This is a genomic window from Paraburkholderia sp. SEWSISQ10-3 4, from assembly GCF_030464785.1.
Lineage (GTDB): Bacteria > Pseudomonadota > Gammaproteobacteria > Burkholderiales > Burkholderiaceae > Paraburkholderia > Paraburkholderia aspalathi.
This window is the reverse complement of record NZ_JALPRI010000001.1, coordinates 99,147-123,633: the sequence shown is the minus strand read 5'-3', so window position 1 is coordinate 123,633 and position 24,487 is coordinate 99,147. Positions and strand designations below refer to the sequence as shown.

The window sequence follows — 24,487 nt, the reverse complement described above, 5'->3', positions numbered from 1 at the left end:
GGCGGTCATGCCTGGCCTTCACACGTGAACGATTTCCCAATCGCTGAGTTTTTCTGGAATTTCGAGCGTCGACGTGTCGACTTCGGTCAACTGCGGGCAGGTCAGGCCGCGTGCGACTTCATCGGCTGCCTGTTGCGGGCTGGAAAATTCACCGAGCGTCTCGTTGCCGTAGGTTGCCTCCCAACCGCCCTGGCCCGGCAAAATGTAGAACGCTCCCTGGGTCGATCCAAAGCGAAAGCCTTTCATTTTTAGTCTCCCAATTGCCATTTAAAAACCGCTGCGCCGCGGCGGCTTCATGCGTGGAGCGGGGGACATACTGCAACTGCGTTTTCGTCCCGTCTATTTCGCTGCACCACATGAAGCGCCGGCTCTTGTAAAAGAGTCTACGTCAGCGGGTCTCGGCGCAAGGGGCTGTTAGACAGTTCATTCGATCAAAAAATATCGTTTAAAAATAAAGGCTTGTTGTCGTCATTTTACGATGTGCAACGTGGGGCGGCATTGCGAAATGGCGAATTTGTGCCACGCACCACGATTTTTTACGAAGCAAGGACTCGTTCCACATCGTGAAATTTTGGCGGATCGGCCAAATAGTGGGGCGGGGTTCATTCAGGGCGGAGCGCGGCTTCGCCCCTGAGCGTTCTGTTCAGGAAAGAACCTGGCCTAGGAACGCCAACAACACGCGGTTGAGTTCGTCCGGCCGTTGCAGCGGGGCGAAATGGCTCACGCCAGGCAAAAGAATCAACTTCGCGCCGGGAATGGTGCGGGCGAGGTAGTCGGCGTGTTCCGGCTTGATGAATTCGTCGTGCTCGCTCTGGACGATCGCAACCGGCACTCGAATCCCGGCCAGATCGCGCGCGGAGTAGTTGGGCTGGGTTCTCATTATTTCGCTGACCGCGCCGACAAATGCGTCGAAGTCGTCCGGCGTTGCCGAGAGTTGCGCGTAGTCTTTGGCATGCCGTCCGAAGCAGCGATCGATGATCGGCGTCGGCACGAATTCCTTCGTCCCGCTCGGATCCATATTGCAGCCGAAGAAAAACACGCCTGCAACCCGCTCGGGGACCTGGCGGCCCAGCACCAGGGCGACGCACGCGCCGTCGCTCCAACCGGCTATTGCGGCGCGGTCGAGCTGCAGTGTGTCCATCACGGCCAGCACGTCGGAGGCCATCAGCTCATACATATAGGGGCGCGCGTCGCGGGTGCTGCGGCCATGGCCGCGGCTGTCGATGACTATCACGCGATGCCCCGAGCCGACCAGCGCCGGGACCTGATAGCCCCAGTTGCCGCTGTGTCCCAGACCGCCATGCAGCAGGATCACCGGTTTGCCGGTTCCATATGACGCGTACCAGATTCGAGCGCCATCGTGCTCGACGTAGCCGTGGTCGTTCGAATCCGGCAGCGGGGCTGCGCCGTGGGCTGCGAAATGGGTGAGGTCGTCGTCGTGGGATTGCATGAGGGGTGCCTTCCTGGTGAGCTCAGTAATGCAAGGATCCCCCAGGTTGTCGGCGCCGCCACCAGAAAATCAACAAAGCTACGAATTTTCGCGCCTGGGATGGTGGGTGGGTGGCGCGACTTCTCGCCTCGGCGCGGGAAATACGACCAGCATCAACACGATCGACGCCACTAAAAACAAACCCGGCGCACAGGCCGGGTTTGTTTACAGAACCACTACCGCTCAACTCGAAACATACGCCACATAAGGCCCCGTACCCCCAGCCGTGGACGTCTTACCCGAAATGCCGTAGTACACGTGCCGGCCGTAGAAGAACGGCATACCAAAGTCGAACTGCCGCGAGATATAAATGCCGAGGTTGTTGAACGCGGAATTCCCCGACGCGTTCAGTGTCGCCCCATTCGCGATATTGAAGCCGAGTGAGACACTCGCCGGACTGGTTGCCACCAGCGTCGACGTCCGCCCAACCGTGGTCGTCGGGATGTAGTACCCGGTCGTACTATCAACCGGGATCGTCAAGTCAGGGAAGAACAGCACCGTCGATCCGGAATCGAAGAACGTCTTCGTCAGCGTCGAGCCACCGTAGGTCGACGCGAAGTCGCCGTTCCCGTTCGTCCTGATCAGCGTGGCGCCCGTGCCTGACAACGTATTGTTGGTCTGCGTGTCGATTCCGAACACCAGCGTGCCCTGAGCCGTCGCGCTGCCGCTGTCGGAAACCTGCGCCATCTCCAGAATGACACCGTTGTTATCCAGCGCGAACTTGGTGACCGGATTGGTGATCTGTCCGCTTACGGGCACCGAGGTGCCCACGCCCGCGTTGGTGTAGTAGAACGTCGACACCGCCGCATTCGCGCATGCCGAGCCGCAGTCATTCGGGCTCACACCGATGCCGAGAATGCCGTTTGCGCCGAGATCGGTCGTGGTGGTCAATGAGCGGCCAACCTGGCACTCCGTCGGCGCAGCCACGGTCAGGTCCGAATCGCCGATCACGTGGATCGGCACGCTCGAGGCAACCTCACCCGACATCGCAATGTCCGCAAGATGGACGGAACCCCATGCATAGCCGCTGCCGAACAATGCGCATTCGGCGAGCGGGAGACCTCCCGACTGGGTGGTTTCGGCTGTCAGCGCGCTGAAGGTGGCGGCCGGAATCGCTGAGCGCACCAGACGCAGCCCGAACGATTCGGTATCGACGATCACGTTCGGGATCGTCGAGCAGCTGGTGCCGGCGCTAGATCCTGGGGCGCAGATCGTGACGCTGACCATGGGCTGATTGTGGATGCCCGTTTTGCTGACCGTCACGGCCATCGTATTGCCGGGACCGACCGCAGTAGGCACCGCCGAAGCGTCCACCGCGAGGACGTTGGACGACGAACTCGTTCCACTCGGTGTCGCCGGCGAACCCCCTGGTGCGTTTATCGATGTGTTGCTGTTGGTTCCACTGTTGCTGCCCCCGCTACCGCCACCGCAGCCAGCCAGACTCAGGCCGAGCGCTGCGGCAATGATCCATGCGATTTTGCGCACTTTTATTCTCTCGATTGATTTTTAAAGACTTACTTGATGTCGTCAGCGCTAACGCCTTGCGGCAACGCTTGCGGCAGATAGGCTCGACCCACGAAGGCGCCCATATGCCCGCCCGTTTCAACGATCAGAGCCGACTGACGCACGACCGCTGAGCCATAGCCGCCGCCTTGCGCTGCGTGCGCGTCAGTGAGTCCCTGCACGTAAGACGGGAAGTAAGTGGCGAGCAGCGTGTTGAGCGGCGGCATGGTAGGGCCTTCCCAGCTCAACGCGAACACGGTGTTGCCTGCCGTGATGTACTCGTTCACGACCGTGCCCGATGCAAGCGTGGTCTGACTCACGGTGTAAGTGGACGAAGCTGCATTGCCGCTGGCGGCAAAGCGGGCCACTGCGCTGCCGCCCTGGCTGGCCGCCCCTGCGCTGGTACTGCTGGCGGTCACGGGGTAGGTCGGTGCGCCGCCTAACCCTGCATATGCCGGAGCAATCGTGGCGACCGAGGCCGCAGCCACCACGAGCATTCGAAATTGGCTGATTATCATTTTTTGGTTTTCGACGTTTTTTGGAAAATACGCGCGAACGTTTCCTCGCGCCCACGCGATGTAAATACTAGCGCGCTGCTCTTTGATTAAATCAGATGAATAGCGAGGCGAATCGGGTTCTATTTGAAATTGAAAGATAATGCGCGATAGATAATCAATGGCCTGCGTGACCACGCCGCGCTGATATTCGGATCCCGGCTAGCCGTCTGCCCAACCGGTAGCGCAAGGTAAGAACCTGTCCTTTCGACACGTGCCTGACTCCCCAGTGTGGCCGCTTTATCCGGCATGCGGCGCTAGACTTTGTCTCTGTCTGGTTGTGCTGTCGATTGAATCATTGAATACGCGTAATCTCAAGCCTGGCCGCCCACTTCAATCCTGCCGAGCTTTTCGATCAGCACCGCAACGAAGGTTTCCGTGACAGGCGGCAGGGTCCTGCCGCGCTTCTTGATAAGGGCGATAGGGCGGGTGAACGCGGGATCGTCGATGGGTCGGACGATCAGTTCAGGTTCCGCTCTGACCTCGCGGGCCGACGCCGGCAGGATGGTCACACCGAGCCCCGCGCGGACCATCGCGACCGCGCTCATCATGTAGGTCGGCTCGCACGCGATCTCCGGCATGGCCTGCGCGTCGGCAAACGCGCTGTCGACTACCGCCCGCACGCTCGTGCCCTGCGCGGTGAGCACGAGCGGGACACTGGCGAGGTCGGCCAGCGTGATGCGCTTGCGGCGCGCCAGCGCATGGCGCTTCGGAAATACCGCCACCAACCGGTCGATGCCCGCATGCAGCACCTCGAAGCTGGCGTCGCCCAGTTCGCCGCCGGTCAGGCCGATATCCACTTCCTCGTTGCGCACCAGTGTGTTGACCATGCTGGCGACCACGTCGCGCACATGAAAGCTCACGCGCGGCACGGTCTTCTTCACGTCCTGCACGAGTTCCGGCAATACGCTCGCCGCGAAAGTGGGCAAGCACGCGATCCGGACCGTGCCGCTCGAGCCCTCACCGAGCGCACGCGCGTCGATCAGCACGTGCTCCATGTCATGCAGGGACTTTTGCAGGAGCGGCAGCAGTTCGCGGCCGGTCGGCGTGAGTGCGACATTGCGGCTGTTGCGATCGAACAGGCGCAGCCCGACCGTCTCCTCGAGGCGGCGTATTTGCACCGTCAAGGCCGGTTGAGAGAGATGCAGGCGCGTGGCCGCGCGCGTGAAACTGCCGGTTTGCGCCACGGCGATAAACGCGCGAATGTCTCGAAGGTTCAGATCCATGATGGTTTGTAATAGCTGCGATCAATTCATTTCAATTGATTTATCGCCGCCTCGAACTTACGCTGGATCACAGTAAAAAACAACATCGGAGACAAGGACATGCTGCCATTGCTGGGGCTAGCCACCATCGTCGTGCTACTTGGCGCGATTCTGTCGAAACGGATGTCGCCGCTGGTGGCGCTCATCATCGTGCCGCTCGCCGCGTCGCTGATCGGCGGGTTCGGTTTTCAGACAAGCAAATTCGTGATCGACGGGCTCAAGAGCCTCGCGCCGGTCGTCGGTATGTTCGTGTTTGCGATTCTGTACTTCGGCACCATCACCGACGCCGGCACGCTCGATCCGATCATCGACCGCATTCTGCGTGCTGTCGGCACGCGGCCCACACGGATCGTGATGGGCACCACCTTGCTTGCGCTGCTGATTCACCTCGACGGTTCCGGCGCGGTGTGCTTTCTTGTCACGATTCCCGCGATGCTGCCGCTCTACGATCGTTTGAAGATGGACCGGCGCGTGCTGGCCGCGGCCGTTTCGATGGCCGCCGGCATCAATTTTTTGCCGTGGACGGGACCGATGATTCGCGCGTCGGCCTCGCTGCATCTGCCTATTTCGGCGTTGTTCAATCCGCTGATTCCCGTCCAGTTGATCGGCCTGGTGTTCGTGTTCAGCGTGGCGTTCTGGCTTGGGCGGCGCGAGGAAAAGCGGCTCGGCCTCACCGCCGCGAACGCTTCCGCGCCGATGCCAAAACGCGAATTGACGCCCGAAGAGCAAGCCTTGCGCCGGCCGAAAAACTTCTGGTTCAACATTGTCCTGACGCTCGTCGTGCTCGGCACGATGGTCGTAATGGGCGAGAAGATTCCGCCTGCCATCATGTTCATGGTCGGACTATGTATCGCGTTGATGGTGAACTATCCGAACGTCGACATGCAGCGTAAGCGGATCGACGCTCACGCACGCGCCGCGTTGATGATGGCCGGCATTCTGCTGGCGGCCGGCGTGTTCACCGGCGTGATGCAGGGCAGCGGCATGTTGAAAGCCATGGCGCAGGCGGCAGTCGGCTTCGTGCCGCCCGCCATGGCGGGCCACATTCCCGTCGCGCTCGGGTTGGTGTCGATGCCGCTGAGCATGCTGTTCGATCCGGACTCGTTTTACTTCGGCGTGCTGCCGGTGATTGCCGAAGTGGCCGGCCAACTCGGCGTGCCTGCCGTGCATGTCGGCCAGGCCGCGCTGCTCGGCCAGATGACCACCGGCTTTCCGGTCAGCCCGCTGACGCCGGCGACTTTCCTTGTGGTTGGCCTGTGCGGTATCGATCTCGCCGACCATCAAAAATTCACGTTCCCCCTGCTGTTCGGCGCATCGATCGTCATGACGATCGCCTGCGTCGTGCTGGGGATATTCTCGTTGTGAGCTTGACTGTTTGACTGAATGGAAGCGACCAGCATGATAGCGACTCCACATAGGCAGCCGGTCCGAATCGGCGCGGGCGCGGGATATTCCGGTGACCGTATCGAACCCGCGGTCGAACTGGCGGAACACGGCGCGCTCGATTACCTGGTGTTCGAGTGCCTCGCCGAACGCACGATTGCGATCGCGCAGCAGGCGCGCAGCAAAGACCCTGAGCTGGGCTACGACCCGTTGCTCGAAACGCGCATGATGGCTGTGCTGCCCGCAGCGATTCGCAACGGCGTGCGGATCATTTCGAACATGGGCGCGGCCAATCCGCTTGCGGCGGCGCGAAAGACTGCCGAGATCGCGCGCTCGCTCGGTCTGGGTGACGTGAAGATTGCCGCCGTCACCGGCGACGATGTACTCGACGTCGTGCGGCAGGGCAATTTCCGTTTTGAAGAGTCGGGGGAAAGCGTCGCTTCATATAGCGATCGCCTCGTATCCGCGAATGCCTATCTCGGCGCGGCGGCGATTGTCGAGGCGCTCGCGGCCGGCGCGCAAATCGTCCTGACCGGACGTGTCGCCGATCCGTCGCTGTTTGTCGCGCCACTGATCCACGAATTCGGCTGGCAGATGGACGACTGGCAGACCCTTGGCCAGGCGACTGTGACCGGCCATCTGCTCGAATGCGCGGGACAGATCACCGGCGGGTATTTTGCCGACCCGGGTTTCAAGGACGTGCCCAATCTCGCGAGGCTCGGCTTTCCGATCGCCGAGGTCGCTGAGGACGGCACGGTGGTCATCACCAAGCTCCCGCAGGCCGGTGGCCGGGTAACCGAAGCAACCTGCAAAGAGCAACTGATGTATGAGATTCACGATCCGCAGCGTTATCTGCAACCGGACGTGGTCGCCGATTTCACACAGGTGCGTGTTATGCAGGAAGCGCCGGATCGCATTCGCGTGAGCGGTGGGCGCGGTACGCCACGTACCGATACGTTGAAGGTGTCGGTCGCTTACTTCGATGGCTATATCGGCGAAGGGCAGATTTCATATGGCGGTCCCGGCGCGCTGGCGCGTGCCCGGCTTGCACTCGATATCGTGCGGGAAAGGCTTGCTCTGACGGGCGTCGAAACGCGTGAATTACGGTTCGATCTGATCGGTGTGAACGCATTGCATGGTGATGCGGTGACTGCCGGTCACGCTGAGCCTTATGAAGTGCGAGTACGGGTCGCGGGGCGCACTGAATCGTTGGCGCAAGCAGTGCGGATCGGCAACGAGGTAGAGACGCTTTACACGAACGGCCCGGCGGGCGGTGGCGGCGTGACGAAGTCAGCGCGCGAAGTCGTCGCGGTGCAATCGGTCTTGTTGCCGCGCGCGCATGTCAAGCCGGCATTCTCGCTGGTGGAGGCGTGACATGAAACTACGTGAGCTTGCTCATTCGCGGACCGGCGACAAAGGCAATACGCTGAATATCTCCGTCATCTGTTATGACGCGAAGCACTATGAGCATCTGCGGGCGGTGTTGACCGTGGAGCGGGTCAAGGCGCATCTGAACGACGTAGTGCGCGGCGAAGTCGTGCGTTATGAACTGCCTGGCATCGCCGCATTCAACTTCGTGCTCGGCCATGCGCTCGGCGGGGGCGTGACGCGCTCGCTTGCGCTCGACGCGCACGGCAAATCGTTGAGTTCGGCTTTGATGGGGCTGGAGGTGGAGGATCCGGCTGCGGTCCCTTAGCCGGCTTCTTGTTCTTGTTAGCTGGTGCTGTAAGGCAGCCCGAAGCGTGAAGTTAAGAGAGCTCGCCGGTTATCCGGCTCAGCCGCTCGCCTTGCTCAACTCATGCGCGCGCCGAAGTCTCTCGCGGCTGTTGCTCAAATGCATGCGCATCGCGGCGCGCGCATCGTCCGCGTCCTGGCGTTCAATGGCCCGATAGATCATCTGATGCTCGCTGAGCACATTGCGCAGGATCTCGATATGGTCGAGCTCCGCGATCTCGGCGGTGCCGAGCCGCGTGCGCGGGCTCACCGCGCGGCCGAGTTGGCTGAGCACATCGAAGAAGTAGCGGTTGCCGCTGGCGCGCGCGATCTGCAGATGAAACTCGATGTCGTGCGCCAACGTGTCGGTGCTTCCCCGTTCGAGTTCGGATTCAAAGCGCTCCAGTGCGGCGCGAATCTGCTTGAGATTCTGCTCGGTGCGTCGCGCTGCCGCGAGCGCGGCCGAGGCCGCTTCGACGTCGATGCGGAATTCGATGATCGCCATGACGTCCAGCATGCTGGAGAGGTCGGCGGCGGGCAGCTGCATGGACTGTTCCGTGGCCGGCTCCAGAACGAACGTGCCGATGCCGTGACGCGTCTCGACCACTTTGGCCGCCTGCAGGCGCGAGATGGCCTCGCGGACCACGGAGCGGCTCACCGAGAGCTGCTTCATCATCGCGACTTCAGTCGGGATACGGTCTCCGGGCCGCAGGCTGCCGCGGCGGATTTCATCGGAAAGGGTGGCCACCACCTTCTCAGTTAGGCTGCTCATCTCTGTTGTTTATTGACTAATCGGCTGGAAATTCACACGTTGCGTGGGCGAGTGACATCGCGTGTCGTCTCGACATAGCCATCATAGCGTCTGTCCGAAAGGCGCCGATTTGAATCTCGTGCTCCCGATGCCGGCGGTGATGACTCGTTACCCGGACCTAGGCGGCACAGCTTGCAAGTCTTTTGTCATGTCATCGGACGTCTTAATTCGATTCTACAATGCCAACGACTGCAGCGGCACTGTGGCGGCTGTGTCCCGGGATATATAGCTTGCATGGCAGGGTAAACACCCCATTGGAATCGGTGATTGGAACGGGGTAGACTGTCGTCAGACAACGTATCACACATTTTAGGACCGAATCGCCCGGCCTGCTCGAATGTGCCGCCGTGCGTTCGATCAGGCCGCCGGAGTGACCGGAACTGGAGACAACCTTGACATCTGCTCTCACCGCCGCTGCTGACCCGTTAGAGTCCGCGGTCTCGAAGGTCAAGCGGCACGTGCTGCCGCTTTTCCTGATCATGTTCATCGCGAACTACATCGATCGCGTGAACATCGGCTTCGTCAATTCCCACATGCAGACGGACCTCGGCATCGGCGCTGCCGCCTATGGCCTCGGGAGCGGGTTGTTCTTTGTCGGCTACGCGTTGTTCGAGGTGCCGTCGAATGTGTTGATGCAGAAGTACGGCGCGCGCGCCTGGCTGACCCGGATCATGGGCACTTGGGGGCTGGTCGCGGCGGCCATGGCGTTCGTCTGGAACGACACGTCCTTCTACGTGCTGCGATTCCTGCTCGGTATCGCTGAAGCCGGCTTCTTTCCGGGTGTGGTGTTTTACTTTACTCAATGGCTGCCGCAGAAAGAGCGCGGCAAGGCTGTGGCGGTTTTTCTCTCGGGCTCCGCGCTCGCGTCGGTGCTGTCCGGTCCGATCACAGGCAGTCTGTTGTCGATTCGCGGTCTTGGCCTGCACGGTTGGCAATGGATGTTTCTCATTGAGGGCGGCTTCTCCATCGTGCTGTGCGGTGTGAGCTGGCTGCTGCTGAAGTCGCGCATTCGCGATGCCTCCTGGCTGACAGCTAAGGAACAGACCGTTCTCGAAAGCGCGATCGCCGCGGAGCAGGCCGAGCGCGAGGCGCACGGCGGCGCGCATCTGCCGACCATGAAATTGCTGAAGGACCCGCAGATTCTGCTGTTCTGCTTCCTGTACTTCGCGATTCAATTGACCATTTACGCGGCCACTTTCTGGCTGCCGACGATCATCCGCAAGATGGGCGGACTCTCGGACTTCGAAGTCGGCATGTTCAACACCATTCCGTGGCTCATCGCCATGGTCGCGATGTATTGCTTCGCGGTGTTGTCGGCGAAATGGCGTTTTCAGCAAGCGTGGCTGGCGGTAGCGCTTGTTATCGCAGCGTGCGGGCTGTTCGCTTCGACGTCGGGTAATCCGGTGCTGTCGTTTGTGGCAATCTGCTTCTCAGCGATCGGTTTCAAGGCCGCGTCTTCGCTCTTCTGGCCGATCCCGCAGGGTTATCTGGACGCACGCGTGGCCGCTGCCGTCATCGCGCTGATCAATTCGATCGGCAACTTGGGCGGGTTCTTCGCGCCGGCTGCTTTCGGCTATCTGCAGCAGCACACCGGCTCGATCACCGGTGGTCTGTACGCCTTGGGCGTGGCTTCGCTGATCGCGGCGGCGGCCGGCTTCCTGACCCGCAATCGCCGTGTGAACCGCGACGCGTTGCCTGAGCCACTCCATAGCAAAGCGCATTGAATTTCGATCGACCGCCGCCAGTCGGCTTATTCACTTACCTGGTCCCACTATCATGTCCACGAACTCACCCCAATCGAACGCCACGCCGATCGTGACCGAGCTGCGCGTCGTGCCCGTCGCCGGCCGTGACAGCATGCTGATGAATCTGAGCGGCGCGCATGGCCCGTTCTTCACGCGCAATATCGTCATTCTGCGCGACAGCGCGGGACACACCGGTGTCGGCGAAGTGCCGGGCGGCGAGAGCATCCGCAAGACGATCGACGACGCGCGTCCGCTGGTTGTCGGTCAGTCGATCGGCAATCTCCAGGCTATCCTGAACAAGGCGCGTACGCAGTTTGCTGACCGCGACGCCGGCGGTCGCGGCCTGCAGACTTTCGATCTGCGCACCACCATTCACGCAGTGACCGCACTCGAAGCCGCGCTGCTCGATCTGCTCGGACAGCATCTGGGTGTCCCTGTTGCGGCACTGCTCGGCGAAGGCCAGCAACGCGACGAAGTGGAAATGCTCGGTTACCTGTTCTATATCGGCGACCGCAAGAAAACCGATCTGCCCTATGACAGTGGCGCGGACGGGCGCGACGACTGGGAGCGCGTGCGTACCGAAGAAGCGATGACACCCGAGGCGGTAGTGCGGCTTGCCGAGGCAGCGCAAGCACGCTATGGATTCAACGATTTCAAGCTCAAGGGCGGCGTGCTGCCCGGCGACGCCGAAATCGAAGCGGTGACGGCGCTCGCCGAACGCTTTCCCAATGCCCGCGTCACGCTCGACCCGAACGGCGCATGGTCGCTCGCGGAAGCGGTGCGCCTGTGCCGCGACCAACACGACGTGCTGGCTTACGCAGAAGATCCGTGCGGCGCGGAAAACGGCTACTCGGGCCGCGAGGTGATGGCCGAATTCCGCCGTGCGACCGGTTTGCCGACGGCGACCAACATGATCGCGACCGACTGGCGTCAGATGGGTCACGCGATCCAGTTGCAGTCCGTGGATATTCCGCTTGCCGATCCGCACTTCTGGACCATGCAGGGTTCGGTGCGCGTGGCGCAGATGTGCAACGAGTGGGGCCTGACCTGGGGCTCGCATTCGAACAATCACTTCGACATTTCGCTCGCGATGTTCACGCATGTCGCGGCAGCGGCGCCGGGCAAGATCACGGCGATCGACACGCACTGGATCTGGCAGGACGGTCAGCGCCTCACGCGCGAGCCGCTGCAGATCGTGGGCGGCAAGGTCAAGGTGCCTCAGGCCGCCGGCCTCGGTGTCGAGTTGGATATGGACGAGATCGAGAAGGCGCACGCGCTGTATCTGCAACACGGCCTCGGCGCACGCGACGACGGCGTGGCCATGCAGTACCTGATTCCGAACTGGAAGTTCGATAACAAGCGCCCGTGTCTGGTGCGTTGAGTTTCCCCATGATCTGAGCGGCGCTTCGTGCGGCCGCTTGCTTTTACCCACCATTCACGCTGTCACGCTATGACCTCACCTCAAGAACTCAAAGCGATCGTTTCCGAAGGCCTACTGTCCTTTCCGGTGACCGACTTCGACGAACAAGGCGATTTTCGCGCCGATACCTATGCTGCGCGCCTCGAATGGCTCGCGCCTTATGGTGCGACCGCGCTGTTTGCGGCCGGTGGCACGGGCGAATTTTTCTCGCTGACCAAAAGCGACTACACGAACGTGATTCGCACGGCGACCGAGACCTGCCGGGGCAAGGTGCCGATTCTTGCCGGCGCGGGTGGTCCGACGCGCGTGGCGATCGACTACGCGCAGGAAGCCGAGCGCCTAGGCGCGAGCGGCGTGCTGCTGATGCCGCACTATCTGACCGAGGCATCGCAGGAAGGGATTGCCGCGCACGTCGAGCAGGTCTGCAAGGCTGTGAAGAACATCGGCGTGATCGTCTATAACCGCGCGAATTCGAAACTGAATGCGGACATGCTCGAACGTCTCGCTGACAGTTGCCCGAACCTGATCGGCTTCAAGGACGGCGTGGGTGAAATCGAGGCGATGGTGACGATTCGCCGCCGTCTCGGCGACCGCTTCTCGTATCTCGGTGGCCTGCCTACCGCGGAAGTTTACGCCGCGGCATATAAGGCGCTGGGTGTGCCGGTGTATTCGTCGGCCGTGTTCAACTTCATTCCGAAGACGGCAATGGAGTTTTATCGCGCGATTGCCGCGGATGATCATGCGACCGTCGGCAAGCTGATCGACGAATTCTTCCTGCCGTATCTGGCGATCCGCAACCGTCGTCAGGGTTATGCGGTGAGTATCGTGAAGGCCGGCGCGAAGCTGGTCGGCCGCAGCGCAGGTCCGGTGCGCGCACCGCTGACCGATCTGACCGCAGAAGAAATGGCGCAACTCGACGTGCTGATCAAGAAGCTCGGCGCGCAGTAAGTTGGGCAATAAGCGGCGCAGGTAGTGGCGGCGGTTTCGCCGCCCTTACCTCAACTCCGGCGAAACACAACGTGCGAGATGCGTTGTACGAGCAGTGCGGCCGCAAGCGCCGCCACTGCCGTCAGCCACACACCGATATGAATCGACTGCACCAGCGCATCGCGTGCCGTGTCGATCAACGCCAGCGTATTGAGCCCCGACGTCTTCATATCCGCAATTAGTTTCAGGCGCACCGTTTCGTCGATCAGGATGCGTAGATCGACAAAACGCGGCTGCCATTGCGATACTGCCGGCTCGCCGAGCACGCTCATCGTGCGCGTGACCACGTTGCGGTAGTGGTGCTGCACGACGGTTGCCACAATGCTGGTGCCGAGCATCCCACCCACCATGCGCGTGGACTGCAGCAGTGCGGTCGTGATGCCGAAGCGTTCACGCCCGGCAATCTCCTGGCCAAACACATTCAGATTGTTCAGGATGAAACCCAGGCCGATGCCGACGGCCGCCATCGGCAACTCTATCCACACGTGCGGCGTCTCCGGATTGGCAAACGCCAATGCGATCGACGCGAACAGCAGCAGCGCGAAACCGATCGATAGAATCCGCGTAGGTTTCTTCAGATGAATGACGATGCGCGTATTCAGCAGGCTGCCGAGCGCGATGCAGGCGGCAATCGGCGTCGCGAGCAGACCGGCCTGTTGCGGCGAGAGTCCGAAACCGCCTTGCAACAGCAGCGGTGCGAAGAAGATCAGCGAGAACATCACGAAGCCGGACAGGAAGCCGAGTACGAAGAGCGTGACGAGTTGCGCGTCCTTGAACAGGTCGAGCGGAATGATCGGATGCGTGGCGCGTTTCTCGCACACCAGCAACGCAATGGCGCCCACGATCACGAAGGCCGCGAGCGCCAGGTTGCCGGGTGTCAGACCGTCTTTCGGCACCGCTTCGATGAAAGCCTGCAGGCCGCCCAGCACGGCGGCGACCAGCGCCGCGCCGAGCCAGTCGATCTTGACCTCGCCCTCGTGCGGACGCTGGAAATTGGGCAGATGCGCCCAGATGAAATAGAGCGCCGCGGCGCCCACCGGCAGGTTGATCAGGAAGGTGGAGCGCCAGCCCCAATGCTCACTCATCCAGCCACCCAGCGACGGACCCGCCGCGGTGCCGATTCCGTAGGCAGCCGCCATCACCACTTGCCAGCGCACCCGTGCGCGCGGATCGGGGAAAAGATCCGGGATCGACGCGAACGCCGTGCCCACCATCATCCCGCCGCCGACCCCTTGCAGGCCGCGCGCGATGACGAGGAACAGCATGTCGTTCGCCACGCCGCAAAGCACCGACGCCACCGTGAACGTGATGACCGCGGCGATCACGAAACGCTTGCGGCCGAAATAATCGCCGAGACGGCCGAACACGGGAACCGTCACCACCGACGCCAACAGGTACGCGCTGGCAATCCATGCGTAGTACTCGAAGCCATGCAGTTCGGCGACAATCGAGGGCAACGCGGTGCTGACGACGGTCTGGTCGAGTGCGACCAGCATGTTGACGAGGCCGATGCCGAGCATCGCGAAGAGGGCGTTTCGGAAAGGCAGGGCAGTCGCAGTCGGATTCACGGGGCTGGGAAAGAAGGGCTTGTCAGGGTAGGCGCTGCGCGGCAGGGCGCGGCCAGGGTCTCGACCACTATTGTGTCCTATAGTTGTCTGACCTCTCGTTTGGCGATTATACGGGTTTTCCCTTAAAAGAAACTATTCTCGACTCGATCTCGAGAAGCCGGCAGGAGGCCTTCAAAAACGACGACATAGTGTCGACAATGCGTACGGAAGTTTTGCGGAAGAAAATCTTGCGGGCTCGCAGCACATCGGCGACGCGTCGAAGCGGGAAAATTTCCCGGAATTTGTGATAAAAGTCAGATATTTAAAAAAAGCCTGTCTGAACAGGCCGTCAGATTGTGATCACTGATAAGAATTTAACTGGGCGTCGTTCCGCTACGGAGGCGTTGTGATTCGAAGCTGGCTTACCGGGGTGCTGTTTGCAGTGTGTTCCATCAGCAATGCGTTAGCGGGCGGACCGGATTGTTCCCGGCCGTTTACGCTTGGATTGCACGACCACGGGCTGCTCTATTCGCTCGATACCGATAGCGGTATCGACAAGGACTTCGCCGACGAGTTGATCCGGCGTAGCGGTTGCCAGATCAAGGTCAGTCTGATGTCACGCGCGCGTATCTGGAAACTGATCGAGTCAGGCGCGCTCGACTTCAGTCTTTCTGGAATCGCAAATGACGAACGCAATCAATATGCTTCGTTCGCGTGGTACTTCAGCAATAAATACTATCTGCTCGTGCGCAAGGATGCCGGCATCCAGAACGTCGCGGACTTCGAAAACAGTAAACACGCGCAGCTCGGCGTGATCCGCAGTTTCCGCTACAGCACCTCGGCCAACGAACTGGTCGACAGACTGACGTCGGAAAACCGGGTGAGCCTCGCGGGCGGGCTCGAACCGCTCTACCAGGCGCTGATTCTTCGACAGATTCAGGGCATGATTATCGAGCCCTTCGATTACCCCGCGCTGGATGAGAAAAAGATCCGCGACGTCACAACGATCGTTGAGTTTAACGATCCTTCGGTACCGCACGGTCTGATCATGTCGAAGAAAGCGCTTCCGGCCGCCGAGCGGGAGAAGTGGCGGGCGCTGGTGGACGAAATGCGTGCTGACGGAACGGTGCGCCGGATCTTCGAAAAGTACTTCAGGCCGGATCTGGCCGATGCCATGGTCAACTTCAAGGCGTCACCGTGATCCGGCTGCGCTCCGTCCTGCTGCCGTTGCTGGTGTTATCCGCGTCGCTTGGCGTGACCTGGGTAGTGTGGGATCACGAACGTCAGGCGACACGCAAGGAGTTTCAGACGCAGTTCGATTACACCCTGAGTGACGCGGTAGGCCGCATCGAACAGCGGATGGCGACCTACGAGCTGATGCTGCGAGGCGTGCAGAGCATGTTTGCCGCGAACGGAGAGTTCGATCGCGGCAGGTTCCGGCGCTACGTGAGCGCGCTCAATCTTGATGCGAACTTTTCCGGGGTCCACGCCGTGGGTGTGGTCGAATGGGTGCCCGCGGCGCGTAAAGCGGCCCACATAGCGGACATGCGCGAGGGCGGCGTTCCAGGCTACACGATTCATCCCGACGGGTTGCGCGGGGAATATGCCCCGATCGTTCAGCGCGAGCCCTTTGTTGGCCTTGCACGCAGCTCGCCCGGTTTTGACGCCTGGAACGAACCGGTGCGTCGCTCGGCGTTGGAGAAAGCCCGCGACTCCGGCCTCGCGGTTCTCTCGGGAAAGGTGCGCCTGTCGGTCGACATGGATGCGGACCCCCGGCCCGGCTTCATCCTGTATCTGCCGATCTACGCTGCCGGCAGACCGCAGGACAATGTTGCGCAGCGTCGAGCGAACATTGTTGGTTGGGTCTATGCATCGTTCCGGATGCACGATGTGATGGCCAGTCTCTACGGCGAACAGCCCCCCGGTATTTCGCTAGCGATTTACGATGGCGTGGAGCCGTTGGAGGCCGCGCTGTTGCATCGCACTTCAGATGCGAACAACCGGCATGCGCCCGCGCTCATCTCCGCAAACGAATATCTGGTTGTGGACGGACACGACTGGATGCTGTCGATGAACGCCTCCGACGAGTTTCGATCCCGGATGGGGCGTAATGCCGAGGTGTTAATCGCAGGAACTGGCACGGGGTTGAGTCTCCTGCTGGCGCTTCTGACCTGGCTCATGATGACAGGGCGGGAGCGTGCCATGCGCCTCGCCTCGGCAATGACGCGGGAGTTGCGCGAGAACGAGGAGAAATTTCGCGCCATTGCCGACTGCACGGTGAACCTGGAAATCTGGTGGGGACCAGACGGCCAACCGCGCTGGATCAATCCCTCGGTTGAGTACTACACGGGCTATACAGTTGCCGAATGCATGGCGATGCCCGATTTTGCCCGCACGCTGATCCATCCGGAGGACATCCCGCGCGTTGCGCCGGAATTTAAAAAAGGGCTTCAGGGTTCTCGCGGCGACGATCTCGAGTTTCGTTGCGTACGCAAGGATGGATCGCTCCTCTGGCTGTCGGTCTCGTGGGTGCCGATCAGCAATCAGAGGGGCGACTTCATTGGTTTTCGGACCAGCGGCCGCGATATCACCGAGCGCAAGAAGTCGGAGGAGAAGATCCGGGAACTTGCCTTCTATGACACGCTAACGCGCCTGCCTAATCGCGCGCTGCTTCTGGATCGGCTGAGGCAGTCAATGGTGGCCAGCCGGCAGAACAAGGTCTGCGCCGCCCTCATGTTCATCGATCTCGACCACTTCAAAACGCTGAACGATACGCTTGGGCACGACAAGGGCGATCTGCTCCTGCGACAGGTTGCGTATCGCCTGTCGAGTAGTGTCAATGAGGGCGACACGGTTGCCCGGGTCGGTGGTGACGAGTTCGTTGTAGTGCTGGGCAATCTGAGTCTGGACGTGGCTGATGCGACCATGGAAACCGTGGCGGTGGGAGAAAAAATTCTCGCCGTGCTGGGGAACGCTTACGAGCTCAACGGTGTTCAGTTTCGCAGCACCGCCAGCATAGGGGTCACCGTATTCAATGGGGAGCAGACGTCCACCGACGAGCTTTTCAAGCAGGCCGATCTCGCCATGTATAAATCGAAGGAGCGCGGCCGCAATGCCATGTGCTTCTTCGACCCTGCGATGCAGACGGCGGTGCTCAAGCGTGCCGAGCTGGAAGTGGGGCTGCGCAACGCCATCGAGGAGAACCGGTTTGTTCTTCACTATCAGGCGCAGGTCGTCGACGGCAATCACATAACCGGTGCGGAAGCGCTGGTGCGCTGGGAGCATCCCCAGCGCGGTCTGATACCGCCAGGCGAGTTTATTCCGCTCGCCGAGGAGTCCGGGCTGATTCTCGAGATGGGCCGAACGGTATTGGCGTCCGCATGCACCCAACTGGCCGTATGGGCAACGCGGCCATCGATGGCGCATCTGTCCATGGCTGTGAACGTGAGTGCCCGGCAATTTCGCGAGCCGGACTTCGTGGACAGTGTGCTCGACGTCATCAACCGGACTGGGGCGAGGGCGGACAGGTTGAAGCTCGAGCTCACCGAGAGCGTTCTCGTTGAGAACGTGCAGGACATTATCGAAAAGATGACCGCCCTTCGCGCTCGAGGCGTGACGTTCTCGCTGGATGACTTCGGCACTGGCTACTCTTCGCTGTCGTACCTGAAACGATTGCCGTTGGACCAGTTGAAGATTGATCGGTCATTTGTGCGTGACATTCTGGTCGACTCCAACGACGCGGACATCGCGAGAACGATCGTGGCGCTTGCCCGAAGTTTTAACCTGGGTGTCATCGCCGAGGGCGTCGAAACTGAAGCGCAGCGAGATTTCCTTGCCGTAGCAGGGTGCCACGCCTATCAAGGTTTCCTCTTTTGCAAGCCGCTGCCGATTCAGGGTTTTGAGCAGTTTGTGAGCCTGTTCAGTTCGCGGAGCCGGAGAGACGTTCGGTCGACGGGGAGCGACGAGAGAAACGTCGGTTCGGGTACGGTCACCTGATCAAACGGTATCGAAGACAGACGCGCATGCTCCTCACTCGTGACGAAGGGCCGCTTCGTCGCTTTTGGCTGATGCGCGCCACTGAACGCTGAGCAGGTGCTCGCGCATACACCGAGCCGCGGCTTCGCCATCACGTGCCTTCATGGCGCTGACGATCTCCTGGTGCTGCGCGGCGAAATAGCTGCGTGTTTCCTGCGCTGAAGTCTTCTCGCGTACGTCGGGTTTGACACGCATCCCGTTGATCACTTCCATCAGGGAGATGAGCGCGGGATTGCGGGTGGCCTGTCCGATCAGCAAATGGAATCGATGATCCCATTGTTGCCACTCTTCATCATTTTTTGCCGCGGCGTTTTTCCGCGCGCATTTTTCAAGTTCCAGCAAATCGTCCCGACTGGCTTTCGTCGCGGCGAGTTGTGCGAGCGCGGGCTCGAACAACAGGCGCATTTCCGCGATGTCTGCCGGACTGGCTCCCGCTCGAAGTCCGCGTAGCGTCGGGGCGAACTTCAATGGTCTCGCGCCTAGATAGGTGCCGCGACCGACGCCGCGCCATACACGTCCTGATGCCTCCAGCGAAGCAAGCGACGAACGCAGTTCCCTTCGACTGACATTGAGGGCTTCGGCGAGCGTTCTTTCAGGAGGCAGTGCGTCGCCGTCCTTGAGTTGATGCTCGGCAATGTAGTCCAGCAGCCTGTCCAGTATCGAATTTTCCATTGTCTTTTTCGTGAACCAATACTCATTGGTTCAAAATTTACCATAGTCAAATCAACTGGGGTGAGATTCACAGCTTTTTTTGATCTGCTATTGTGTGCGAAATTTCGGGTTAACGCTTGGTGCAACCGGGCAATGTTCGCCGTAATCTCTTAGCTTATAGAATTTGTACCAATGCTTATTGGTTCATAAGAAACCAATCATTGGTCATCGCAAAAGGAGTCACGCATGTCGTTTACAACCCGCCCGGAGCTGATTGGCACATTCGGCATGGTGGCCTCCACGCACTGGCTGGCGAGCGCGTCGGCGATGGCCGTACTGGAGAAAGGGGGCAATGCGTTCGATGCGGCAGCCGCTGCCGGCTTTGTTCTGCAGATCGTTGAGCCGCATCTGAATGGTCCGGGCGGCGAGTTGCCGGTTGTGTTCTACAGTGCGCGCGAAGAACGCGTTCGCGTTCTGTGCGGGCAGGGCGTGACGCCGGCGGGAATGACGATAGCGCGCATGCGTGAGCTGGGTCTCGAAGTCGTTCCCGGTACGGGCTTGCTGCCGGCCGTAGTACCTGGCGCATTTGGCGCCTGGATGGCCATGCTGCGCGACTATGGTCAACTGCCGCTCGAAGACGTCCTGAGCTACGCGATCGGTTATGCGGAGAACGGCTATCCGGTGCTCCCACGCATGACGTCGTCGATCCTCGCAATCAAGGATTTCTTCAAGACTGAATGGCCCACGTCGGCTGAGCAATGGTTGCGCAACGGCGACGCACCGATGCCGAACCAGCTGTTCGCCAATCCGGCGATTGCGCAGTCGTACCGGCGCATCCTCGCGGAGGCGAATACCCGCAGTGATCGTGCGGAGCAGTGCGAAGTTGCCCGCAAGGTCTTTTATCGTGGATTCGTGGCCGAAGCGATTGATAAGTACTTCCGCTCAACTGCCGTTCTCGATACTTCCGGTCAGCGCAACTACGGTCTGCTCAACGCGGATGATCTCGCGCGCTGGGAGCCGTCCTATGAAGACCCGGTTTCATACGACTATGAGGGTTTCCGCGTTCACAAGACGGGCCCTTGGGGCCAGGGACCGATGTTCCTGCAGCAGCTCGCGCTCCTTAAGGGTTTCGATCTCAGTGCGATGGACCCAATGGGGCCCGATTTCGTGCACACGATAATCGAATGCTCGAAGCTCGCGTTCGCCGATCGCGAGGTGTTTTACGGCGACCCCGCGTTTGCGCATGTGCCCATGGATGTGCTGCTGAGCGACGCCTACAACGACGAACGTCGCCAGCTGATCGATCCCGGTCATGCGTCGTTCGAATTCCGTCCCGGCAAGTTGGGCGACAGTGAACAGCGCGCCGCGCTGATCATGGCCAATGCGGGAAGGCAGCAGTCCGGCGGCTTCGGCCAGGGCGAACCGACCTTTGCGCCGCTGCCTGAACTACGCGGCGATACGGTTCATCTCGACGTGGTCGATCGCTGGGGCAATATGGTTTCAGCAACACCGTCGGGTGGCTGGCTGCAGGCCTCGCCGGCCGTGCCCGGTCTCGGCTTTAACGTGACCACGCGCGCGCAGATGTTCTGGATGGAGGAGGGGCTGCCGTCCTCGCTCGGCCCGGGGCGCCGCCCCCGCACGACGCTCTCGCCCACGCTCGTTACCCGCGATGGCAGACCCTATGCGGCATTCGGCACGCCGGGTGGCGACCAGCAGGATCAGTGGTCGATCCAGCTGTTTCTCCGGCACGTGCATGCAGGCATGAACTTCCAGGCCGCGGTGGATTCGCCCTCGTTCCAGACGGCGCATTTCCCCGGCTCGTTTTACCCGCGTTCGATGCAACTGGGCAAGATGTCCGCCGAGTCCAATTTTCCGGAACACACGCTTGCCGCGTTACGTGCGCGTGGACATGACCTGACCGTGGCCGAACCCTGGTCGCTGGGACGCGTCTGCGCGGTTGGGATCAGAAACGGTCTGATGCGTGGCGCAGCAACACCTCGTCAAATGCAGGCATACGCAATCGGGCGATAAGTTTCGCCGCCCAGAAACCGTATTCATTTCCGTCAGGGAGAACATGCCGTGTCTGCTATTGCCGCCCGACTCGAGCGACTGCCGTTATCAGGTTTTCATCGCAAGCTCCTGCTGATCGGCGGCTTGGGGTACATGTTCGACGGACTCGATTCGTCGTCGCTTGCATTCCTGCTGCCCGTCGTGAGCAAGCTATGGCACCTGACGAGTGCCGAGACGGGGCTCGTCGCGAGCAGCACCTACATCGGCTATTTTTTCGGAGCCTTTCTGTCGGGTGTGCTCGCGGATGTGATCGGGCGTCGTCGCATCATGATGAGCGCGCTCGCAATCTATTGCTGCGCATCGCTTGCGAGCGCCACCGCCACCGACTGGCACACGTTCTTCGCGTTGCGTATCGTCGCGGGTTTTGGCTCCGGTGCGGAGACCGTGGTGATTGCACCGTTTCTGGCCGAGTTCGTGCCACGACGTTACCGGGGCATATTTTGCGGCGCACTGGTCGGCTTCATGTCGTTCGGCTATCTGGGTTCGTCGATTCTCGGCTTCACCGTTGTGCGTAACTTTGCCGAAGGCTGGCGATATCTGGCGGTGGCGACGTCGTTGCCCGTTGTCATGCTTCTCTGGTGGCGAAGAACCTTGCCCGAGTCGCCGCGCTGGCTTGAGAGCCAGGGGCGAGTCTCTGAGGCGGAGGGCATCGTGAGCGCAATCGAGTCGTGGTTCGCAGGCAAGGGCATCAGTCTTGCGCCCGTGGCATCCCTCGGCGCCATGCCTCCTGCGTCTGCGCCTGCCAAGGGCAACGCGTTACAGAATGTGCTGACGCTGTGGTCGCCGCGGCTGGCGCGTACGACGGCAGTGAGCTGGCTGATGTGGTTCTCGGTCGCGTTCGCGTATTACTCGTTTTTCTCCTGGATTCCGAGCCTGCTCCTCAAGGAGGGGCTCACCATGACGAAAAGCTTTGGTTATTCGATCGCGATTTACGGGGCACAGATCCCCGGATACTTCACGGCGGCATGGCTCAATGAACGACTCGGCCGAAAGGGCGTGGTGGCGTCGTACATGCTGTTGGGCGGGATTGCCGCGATCACGCTGGCGTTTTCTCATACCGGTTTGCAGATCATGGCCGCAGGCATTTGCCTGTCGTTCTTCATGAATGGCGCGTTCGCAGGCGTGTATGCGTATACCCCTGAAGTTTTTCCGACCGCTGTGCGAGCAACCGGCACTGGGTCGTCCTCGTCTTTCGGCCGGATTGGTTCGGTAAGCGCCCCCATTCTGGTTGGCCTTGTCTATCCGGTGCTCGGATTTCTCGGCGTGTTTGCGATGACCACCACGGTCTTGCTGGTGGGGGCCTGCGTGGTGTTCTTCCTGGGTATCGAGACTCGCAACCGGTCGCTCGAAGATATTGAAGTGGGTGGCGCCGGCCATCCGCAGGATTTGCACGTCCCGCTCAGCTCGACCGAAATGCGCGGCTGAGTGTGCATGATGTCCCAACTACACAGACAGATAATGCCAGGCAATCCGATCGATCCAGTCCTGCAAGCGTTGGATATTTCAGACCTCGAACGACTAGCAAGGGTTATGCGGCTGAAAAATCAACCCGACGAGATTTTCCGTGCGGTTCACGCGTTGGCTGCGAGCGCGATAGGTTTTGGCCTCTTCACGATCATGTCCTATGACGCGCAACGCGAGGAAGTCGAGCGCGTTTATACAAACATGCCGGAGGTGTACCCAATTGGAGGTCGTAAGGAAAAACGCGGCACTGCGTGGGCAAATCAGGTATTGCATGATCTCAAGCCATTTCGCGCTGAAACGACGCAAGGCATCCGCGAGGCGTTCGACGACCACGCGGTGATGACCGGCATGGGACTCGGATCGATACTGAACATTCCGGTTGCGTACGACGGGGTATGCGTCGGCACGATGAACATGACACACAAGGAAGGCTGGTACACGGGCAGGCACGAGGAAATGGGCGTGCTGATTGGCGCCTTCCTCGCACCCGCGCTCATCAGGTGCAACATGATGCACGCCGATAGCGCAATGCGTCTCTGACGTCACTACGATCAAATGAATACAAGAACAACCTTGACCCGATCCGCTGAGTCCCAAAACACCTGGGTGCTTGTCTTCGTCCTCGGCTACCTAGCATTACTGGCCGACGGCGCGGACGTGATGATGTACGGCCTGACGCTCACGCGAATCAAGGACGAATTCGGTTTGAGCAATGTCGAAGCGGGGGCCTTGGGCAGCTTGACCCTGGTTGGCATGGCCATTGGCGGCATTCTCGGCGGCTGGGCCAGTGATCGCCTGGGGCGGGTGCGGGTCGTGGTCTGGGCATTGGCGCTGTTTTCACTCGGAGCGGGGCTGCTCGGTCTTACGCACAGCTTTCTGGAATTTGCGGTCGTGCGGTTTATCAGTTCGATGGGCATCGGTTGCATGGTGCTGGTCACCACGCTGGTTGCCGAATACGTACCCACGGAGCGGCGTTCACTGATTCTGGGCGTATTGCAAACCGGCATTTCCGCGGGCTACATCGTTGTCATTTCGCTCAGCAACTGGATTTTGCCGCACTACGGCTGGCGCACGCTCTACTACGTGTCGGCAATTCCTGTGCTGCTGGCGCTGGCGATAAAATTTGCCGTGCCCGAACCGGCAGCATGGCAGGCGAGCCGCGCAGCCAGCCGCAAGGGCGAACGTGGGCATCGCACCAACCGCTACTATCAGATTTTCAGTAATCGGCAGTCGCGAACCTTATTCATTCTGTGGACCTTGGCCTCGTTATTCGCGCTGTCCGGCTTTTACGGTTTGAACAACTGGCTGCCAACTTACCTGGAAAAGGAACTGCACATCAAATTCGGTGCAATGGCCGGGTACATGATCGGCACGTACGTGGTTGCCTTCATTGGCAAGATCTTTGCGGGATGGCTGGGTGACCGCTGGAGTCGGCGTGGTGTTTATGTGCTTGGCTGTGTGGGCGCCGCGCTCTTTCTGCCTGCGATCATTTTCTGGCATACGCGCGACAACATCGTGTACCTGATGCTTGCCTTCGGGTTTTTGTATGGTGTGCCGCTGGGGACGATCGGCACCTTCATGTCCGAGAGTTTCGCTACCGCCATCCGTGGAACCGCCGTGGGCGGCTCCTATAACATCGGCCGTTTCTGCTCGGGCGCCGCGCCCATTATTATTGGCTACATTGCCACCCAGTTCTCTATCGGTATCGGATTTCTGGTGGTCGGTGGGGTTTTCTTTCTAAGCGGCGTTACCGCGTTTTTTGTTCCAGACCGGCTGTACGACACACAACGCTAGTCCATGGGCAACGTGGGCGAAAACGTTGTGCGTCTGTCTGATCGATGCGAAGCAAT

20 protein-coding genes are annotated in these 24,487 nt (G+C 60.6%); 12 read left to right on the top strand and 8 right to left on the bottom strand.

Features of this window, described 5'->3' with window-relative positions:
* Positions 1-18 precede the first annotated feature (18 nt).
* From M0D68_RS00580 to M0D68_RS00560, 5 genes are all read right to left on the bottom strand, one after another.
* Entirely contained in the window at positions 19-246 is a 228-nt protein-coding gene (locus tag M0D68_RS00580; protein WP_093637525.1) for a hypothetical protein, read from the bottom strand.
* Positions 247-643: 397 nt separating this feature from the next.
* Positions 644-1,450, bottom strand: coding sequence for an alpha/beta fold hydrolase (locus tag M0D68_RS00575; protein ID WP_266223513.1), 807 nt, complete (start codon positions 1,448-1,450; stop codon positions 644-646).
* A gap of 222 nt (positions 1,451-1,672) precedes the next feature.
* Complete coding sequence (locus M0D68_RS00570; RefSeq protein ID WP_266223512.1) at positions 1,673-2,974, bottom strand: DUF3443 domain-containing protein; 1,302 nt, start codon at positions 2,972-2,974, stop codon at positions 1,673-1,675.
* A gap of 29 nt (positions 2,975-3,003) precedes the next feature.
* Complete coding sequence (locus M0D68_RS00565; RefSeq protein WP_266223511.1) at positions 3,004-3,510, bottom strand: DUF2844 domain-containing protein; 507 nt, start codon at positions 3,508-3,510, stop codon at positions 3,004-3,006.
* Positions 3,511-3,860: 350 nt separating this feature from the next.
* A complete protein-coding gene (locus tag M0D68_RS00560) occupies positions 3,861-4,772 on the bottom strand; it encodes a LysR family transcriptional regulator (RefSeq protein WP_093637510.1) in 912 nt (303 codons plus the stop codon).
* Positions 4,773-4,871: 99 nt separating this feature from the next.
* On the opposite strand from M0D68_RS00560, the gene M0D68_RS00555 reads away from it, so the two are divergent.
* From M0D68_RS00555 to M0D68_RS00545, 3 genes are read left to right on the top strand one after another with little or no spacing between them, the layout of a single operon-like run.
* Complete coding sequence (locus tag M0D68_RS00555; RefSeq protein WP_266223510.1) at positions 4,872-6,176, top strand: CitMHS family transporter; 1,305 nt, start codon at positions 4,872-4,874, stop codon at positions 6,174-6,176.
* Positions 6,177-6,209: 33 nt separating this feature from the next.
* Positions 6,210-7,568, top strand: a complete 1,359-nt coding sequence (locus M0D68_RS00550; protein WP_266223509.1) for an acyclic terpene utilization AtuA family protein — start codon at positions 6,210-6,212, stop codon at positions 7,566-7,568.
* Position 7,569: 1 nt separating this feature from the next.
* Positions 7,570-7,890: a hypothetical protein gene (locus M0D68_RS00545; RefSeq protein WP_093637499.1), complete on the top strand. Its 321-nt coding sequence runs from the start codon at positions 7,570-7,572 to the stop codon at positions 7,888-7,890.
* 78 nt (positions 7,891-7,968) lie between these two features.
* Here M0D68_RS00545 and M0D68_RS00540 read toward each other — a convergent pair whose 3' ends face one another.
* Entirely contained in the window at positions 7,969-8,679 is a 711-nt protein-coding gene (locus tag M0D68_RS00540; RefSeq protein WP_054035508.1) for a FadR/GntR family transcriptional regulator, read from the bottom strand.
* Positions 8,680-9,110: 431 nt separating this feature from the next.
* Here M0D68_RS00540 and M0D68_RS00535 point away from each other — a divergent pair, with 431 nt between their 5' ends.
* From M0D68_RS00535 to kdgD, 3 genes are all read left to right on the top strand, one after another.
* Positions 9,111-10,442, top strand: coding sequence for an MFS transporter (locus M0D68_RS00535; RefSeq protein WP_200652100.1), 1,332 nt, complete (start codon positions 9,111-9,113; stop codon positions 10,440-10,442).
* A gap of 52 nt (positions 10,443-10,494) precedes the next feature.
* Positions 10,495-11,844, top strand: a complete 1,350-nt coding sequence (gene gudD / locus M0D68_RS00530; protein ID WP_266223508.1) for a glucarate dehydratase — start codon at positions 10,495-10,497, stop codon at positions 11,842-11,844.
* 69 nt (positions 11,845-11,913) lie between these two features.
* Positions 11,914-12,831 carry a 5-dehydro-4-deoxyglucarate dehydratase gene (kdgD, locus tag M0D68_RS00525; protein WP_093637486.1) on the top strand — a complete coding sequence of 306 codons (918 nt, stop codon included), beginning with the start codon at positions 11,914-11,916 and terminating at the stop codon, positions 12,829-12,831.
* Between the two features lie 50 nt (positions 12,832-12,881).
* On the opposite strand, the gene M0D68_RS00520 is transcribed toward kdgD, so the two are convergent.
* Positions 12,882-14,390, bottom strand: a complete 1,509-nt coding sequence (locus M0D68_RS00520; RefSeq protein WP_266223943.1) for an MFS transporter — start codon at positions 14,388-14,390, stop codon at positions 12,882-12,884.
* A 433-nt stretch (positions 14,391-14,823) separates the two neighbouring features.
* Between M0D68_RS00520 and M0D68_RS00515 the strand changes: the two genes are divergently transcribed.
* Together M0D68_RS00515 and M0D68_RS00510 are read left to right on the top strand one after the other, a co-directional pair.
* Complete coding sequence (locus M0D68_RS00515) at positions 14,824-15,618, top strand: ABC transporter substrate-binding protein (RefSeq protein ID WP_266223507.1); 795 nt, start codon at positions 14,824-14,826, stop codon at positions 15,616-15,618.
* Positions 15,615-18,413 (top strand): EAL domain-containing protein, encoded by a 2,799-nt coding sequence (locus M0D68_RS00510; RefSeq protein WP_266223506.1) that lies wholly within the window; start codon positions 15,615-15,617, stop codon positions 18,411-18,413. The genes M0D68_RS00515 and M0D68_RS00510 overlap by 4 nt, the downstream gene beginning before the upstream one ends.
* Positions 18,414-18,446: 33 nt before the next feature.
* Here M0D68_RS00510 and M0D68_RS00505 read toward each other — a convergent pair whose 3' ends face one another.
* Positions 18,447-19,124 carry a FadR/GntR family transcriptional regulator gene (locus M0D68_RS00505; RefSeq protein WP_093637468.1) on the bottom strand — a complete coding sequence of 226 codons (678 nt, stop codon included), beginning with the start codon at positions 19,122-19,124 and terminating at the stop codon, positions 18,447-18,449.
* A 225-nt stretch (positions 19,125-19,349) separates the two neighbouring features.
* On the opposite strand from M0D68_RS00505, the gene M0D68_RS00500 reads away from it, so the two are divergent.
* The 4 genes from M0D68_RS00500 to M0D68_RS00485 all read left to right on the top strand — a co-directional run bounded on the left by M0D68_RS00500 (position 19,350) and on the right by M0D68_RS00485 (position 24,431).
* Positions 19,350-21,134: a gamma-glutamyltransferase family protein gene (locus tag M0D68_RS00500; RefSeq protein WP_266223505.1), complete on the top strand. Its 1,785-nt coding sequence runs from the start codon at positions 19,350-19,352 to the stop codon at positions 21,132-21,134.
* A gap of 48 nt (positions 21,135-21,182) precedes the next feature.
* Positions 21,183-22,598, top strand: coding sequence for an MFS transporter (locus M0D68_RS00495; RefSeq protein WP_266223504.1), 1,416 nt, complete (start codon positions 21,183-21,185; stop codon positions 22,596-22,598).
* Between the two features lie 105 nt (positions 22,599-22,703).
* Positions 22,704-23,177 (top strand): GAF domain-containing protein, encoded by a 474-nt coding sequence (locus tag M0D68_RS00490; RefSeq protein WP_266223503.1) that lies wholly within the window; start codon positions 22,704-22,706, stop codon positions 23,175-23,177.
* A 15-nt stretch (positions 23,178-23,192) separates the two neighbouring features.
* Positions 23,193-24,431: an MFS transporter gene (locus M0D68_RS00485; RefSeq protein ID WP_266223502.1), complete on the top strand. Its 1,239-nt coding sequence runs from the start codon at positions 23,193-23,195 to the stop codon at positions 24,429-24,431.
* The last annotated feature ends 56 nt before the right edge of the window (positions 24,432-24,487 follow it).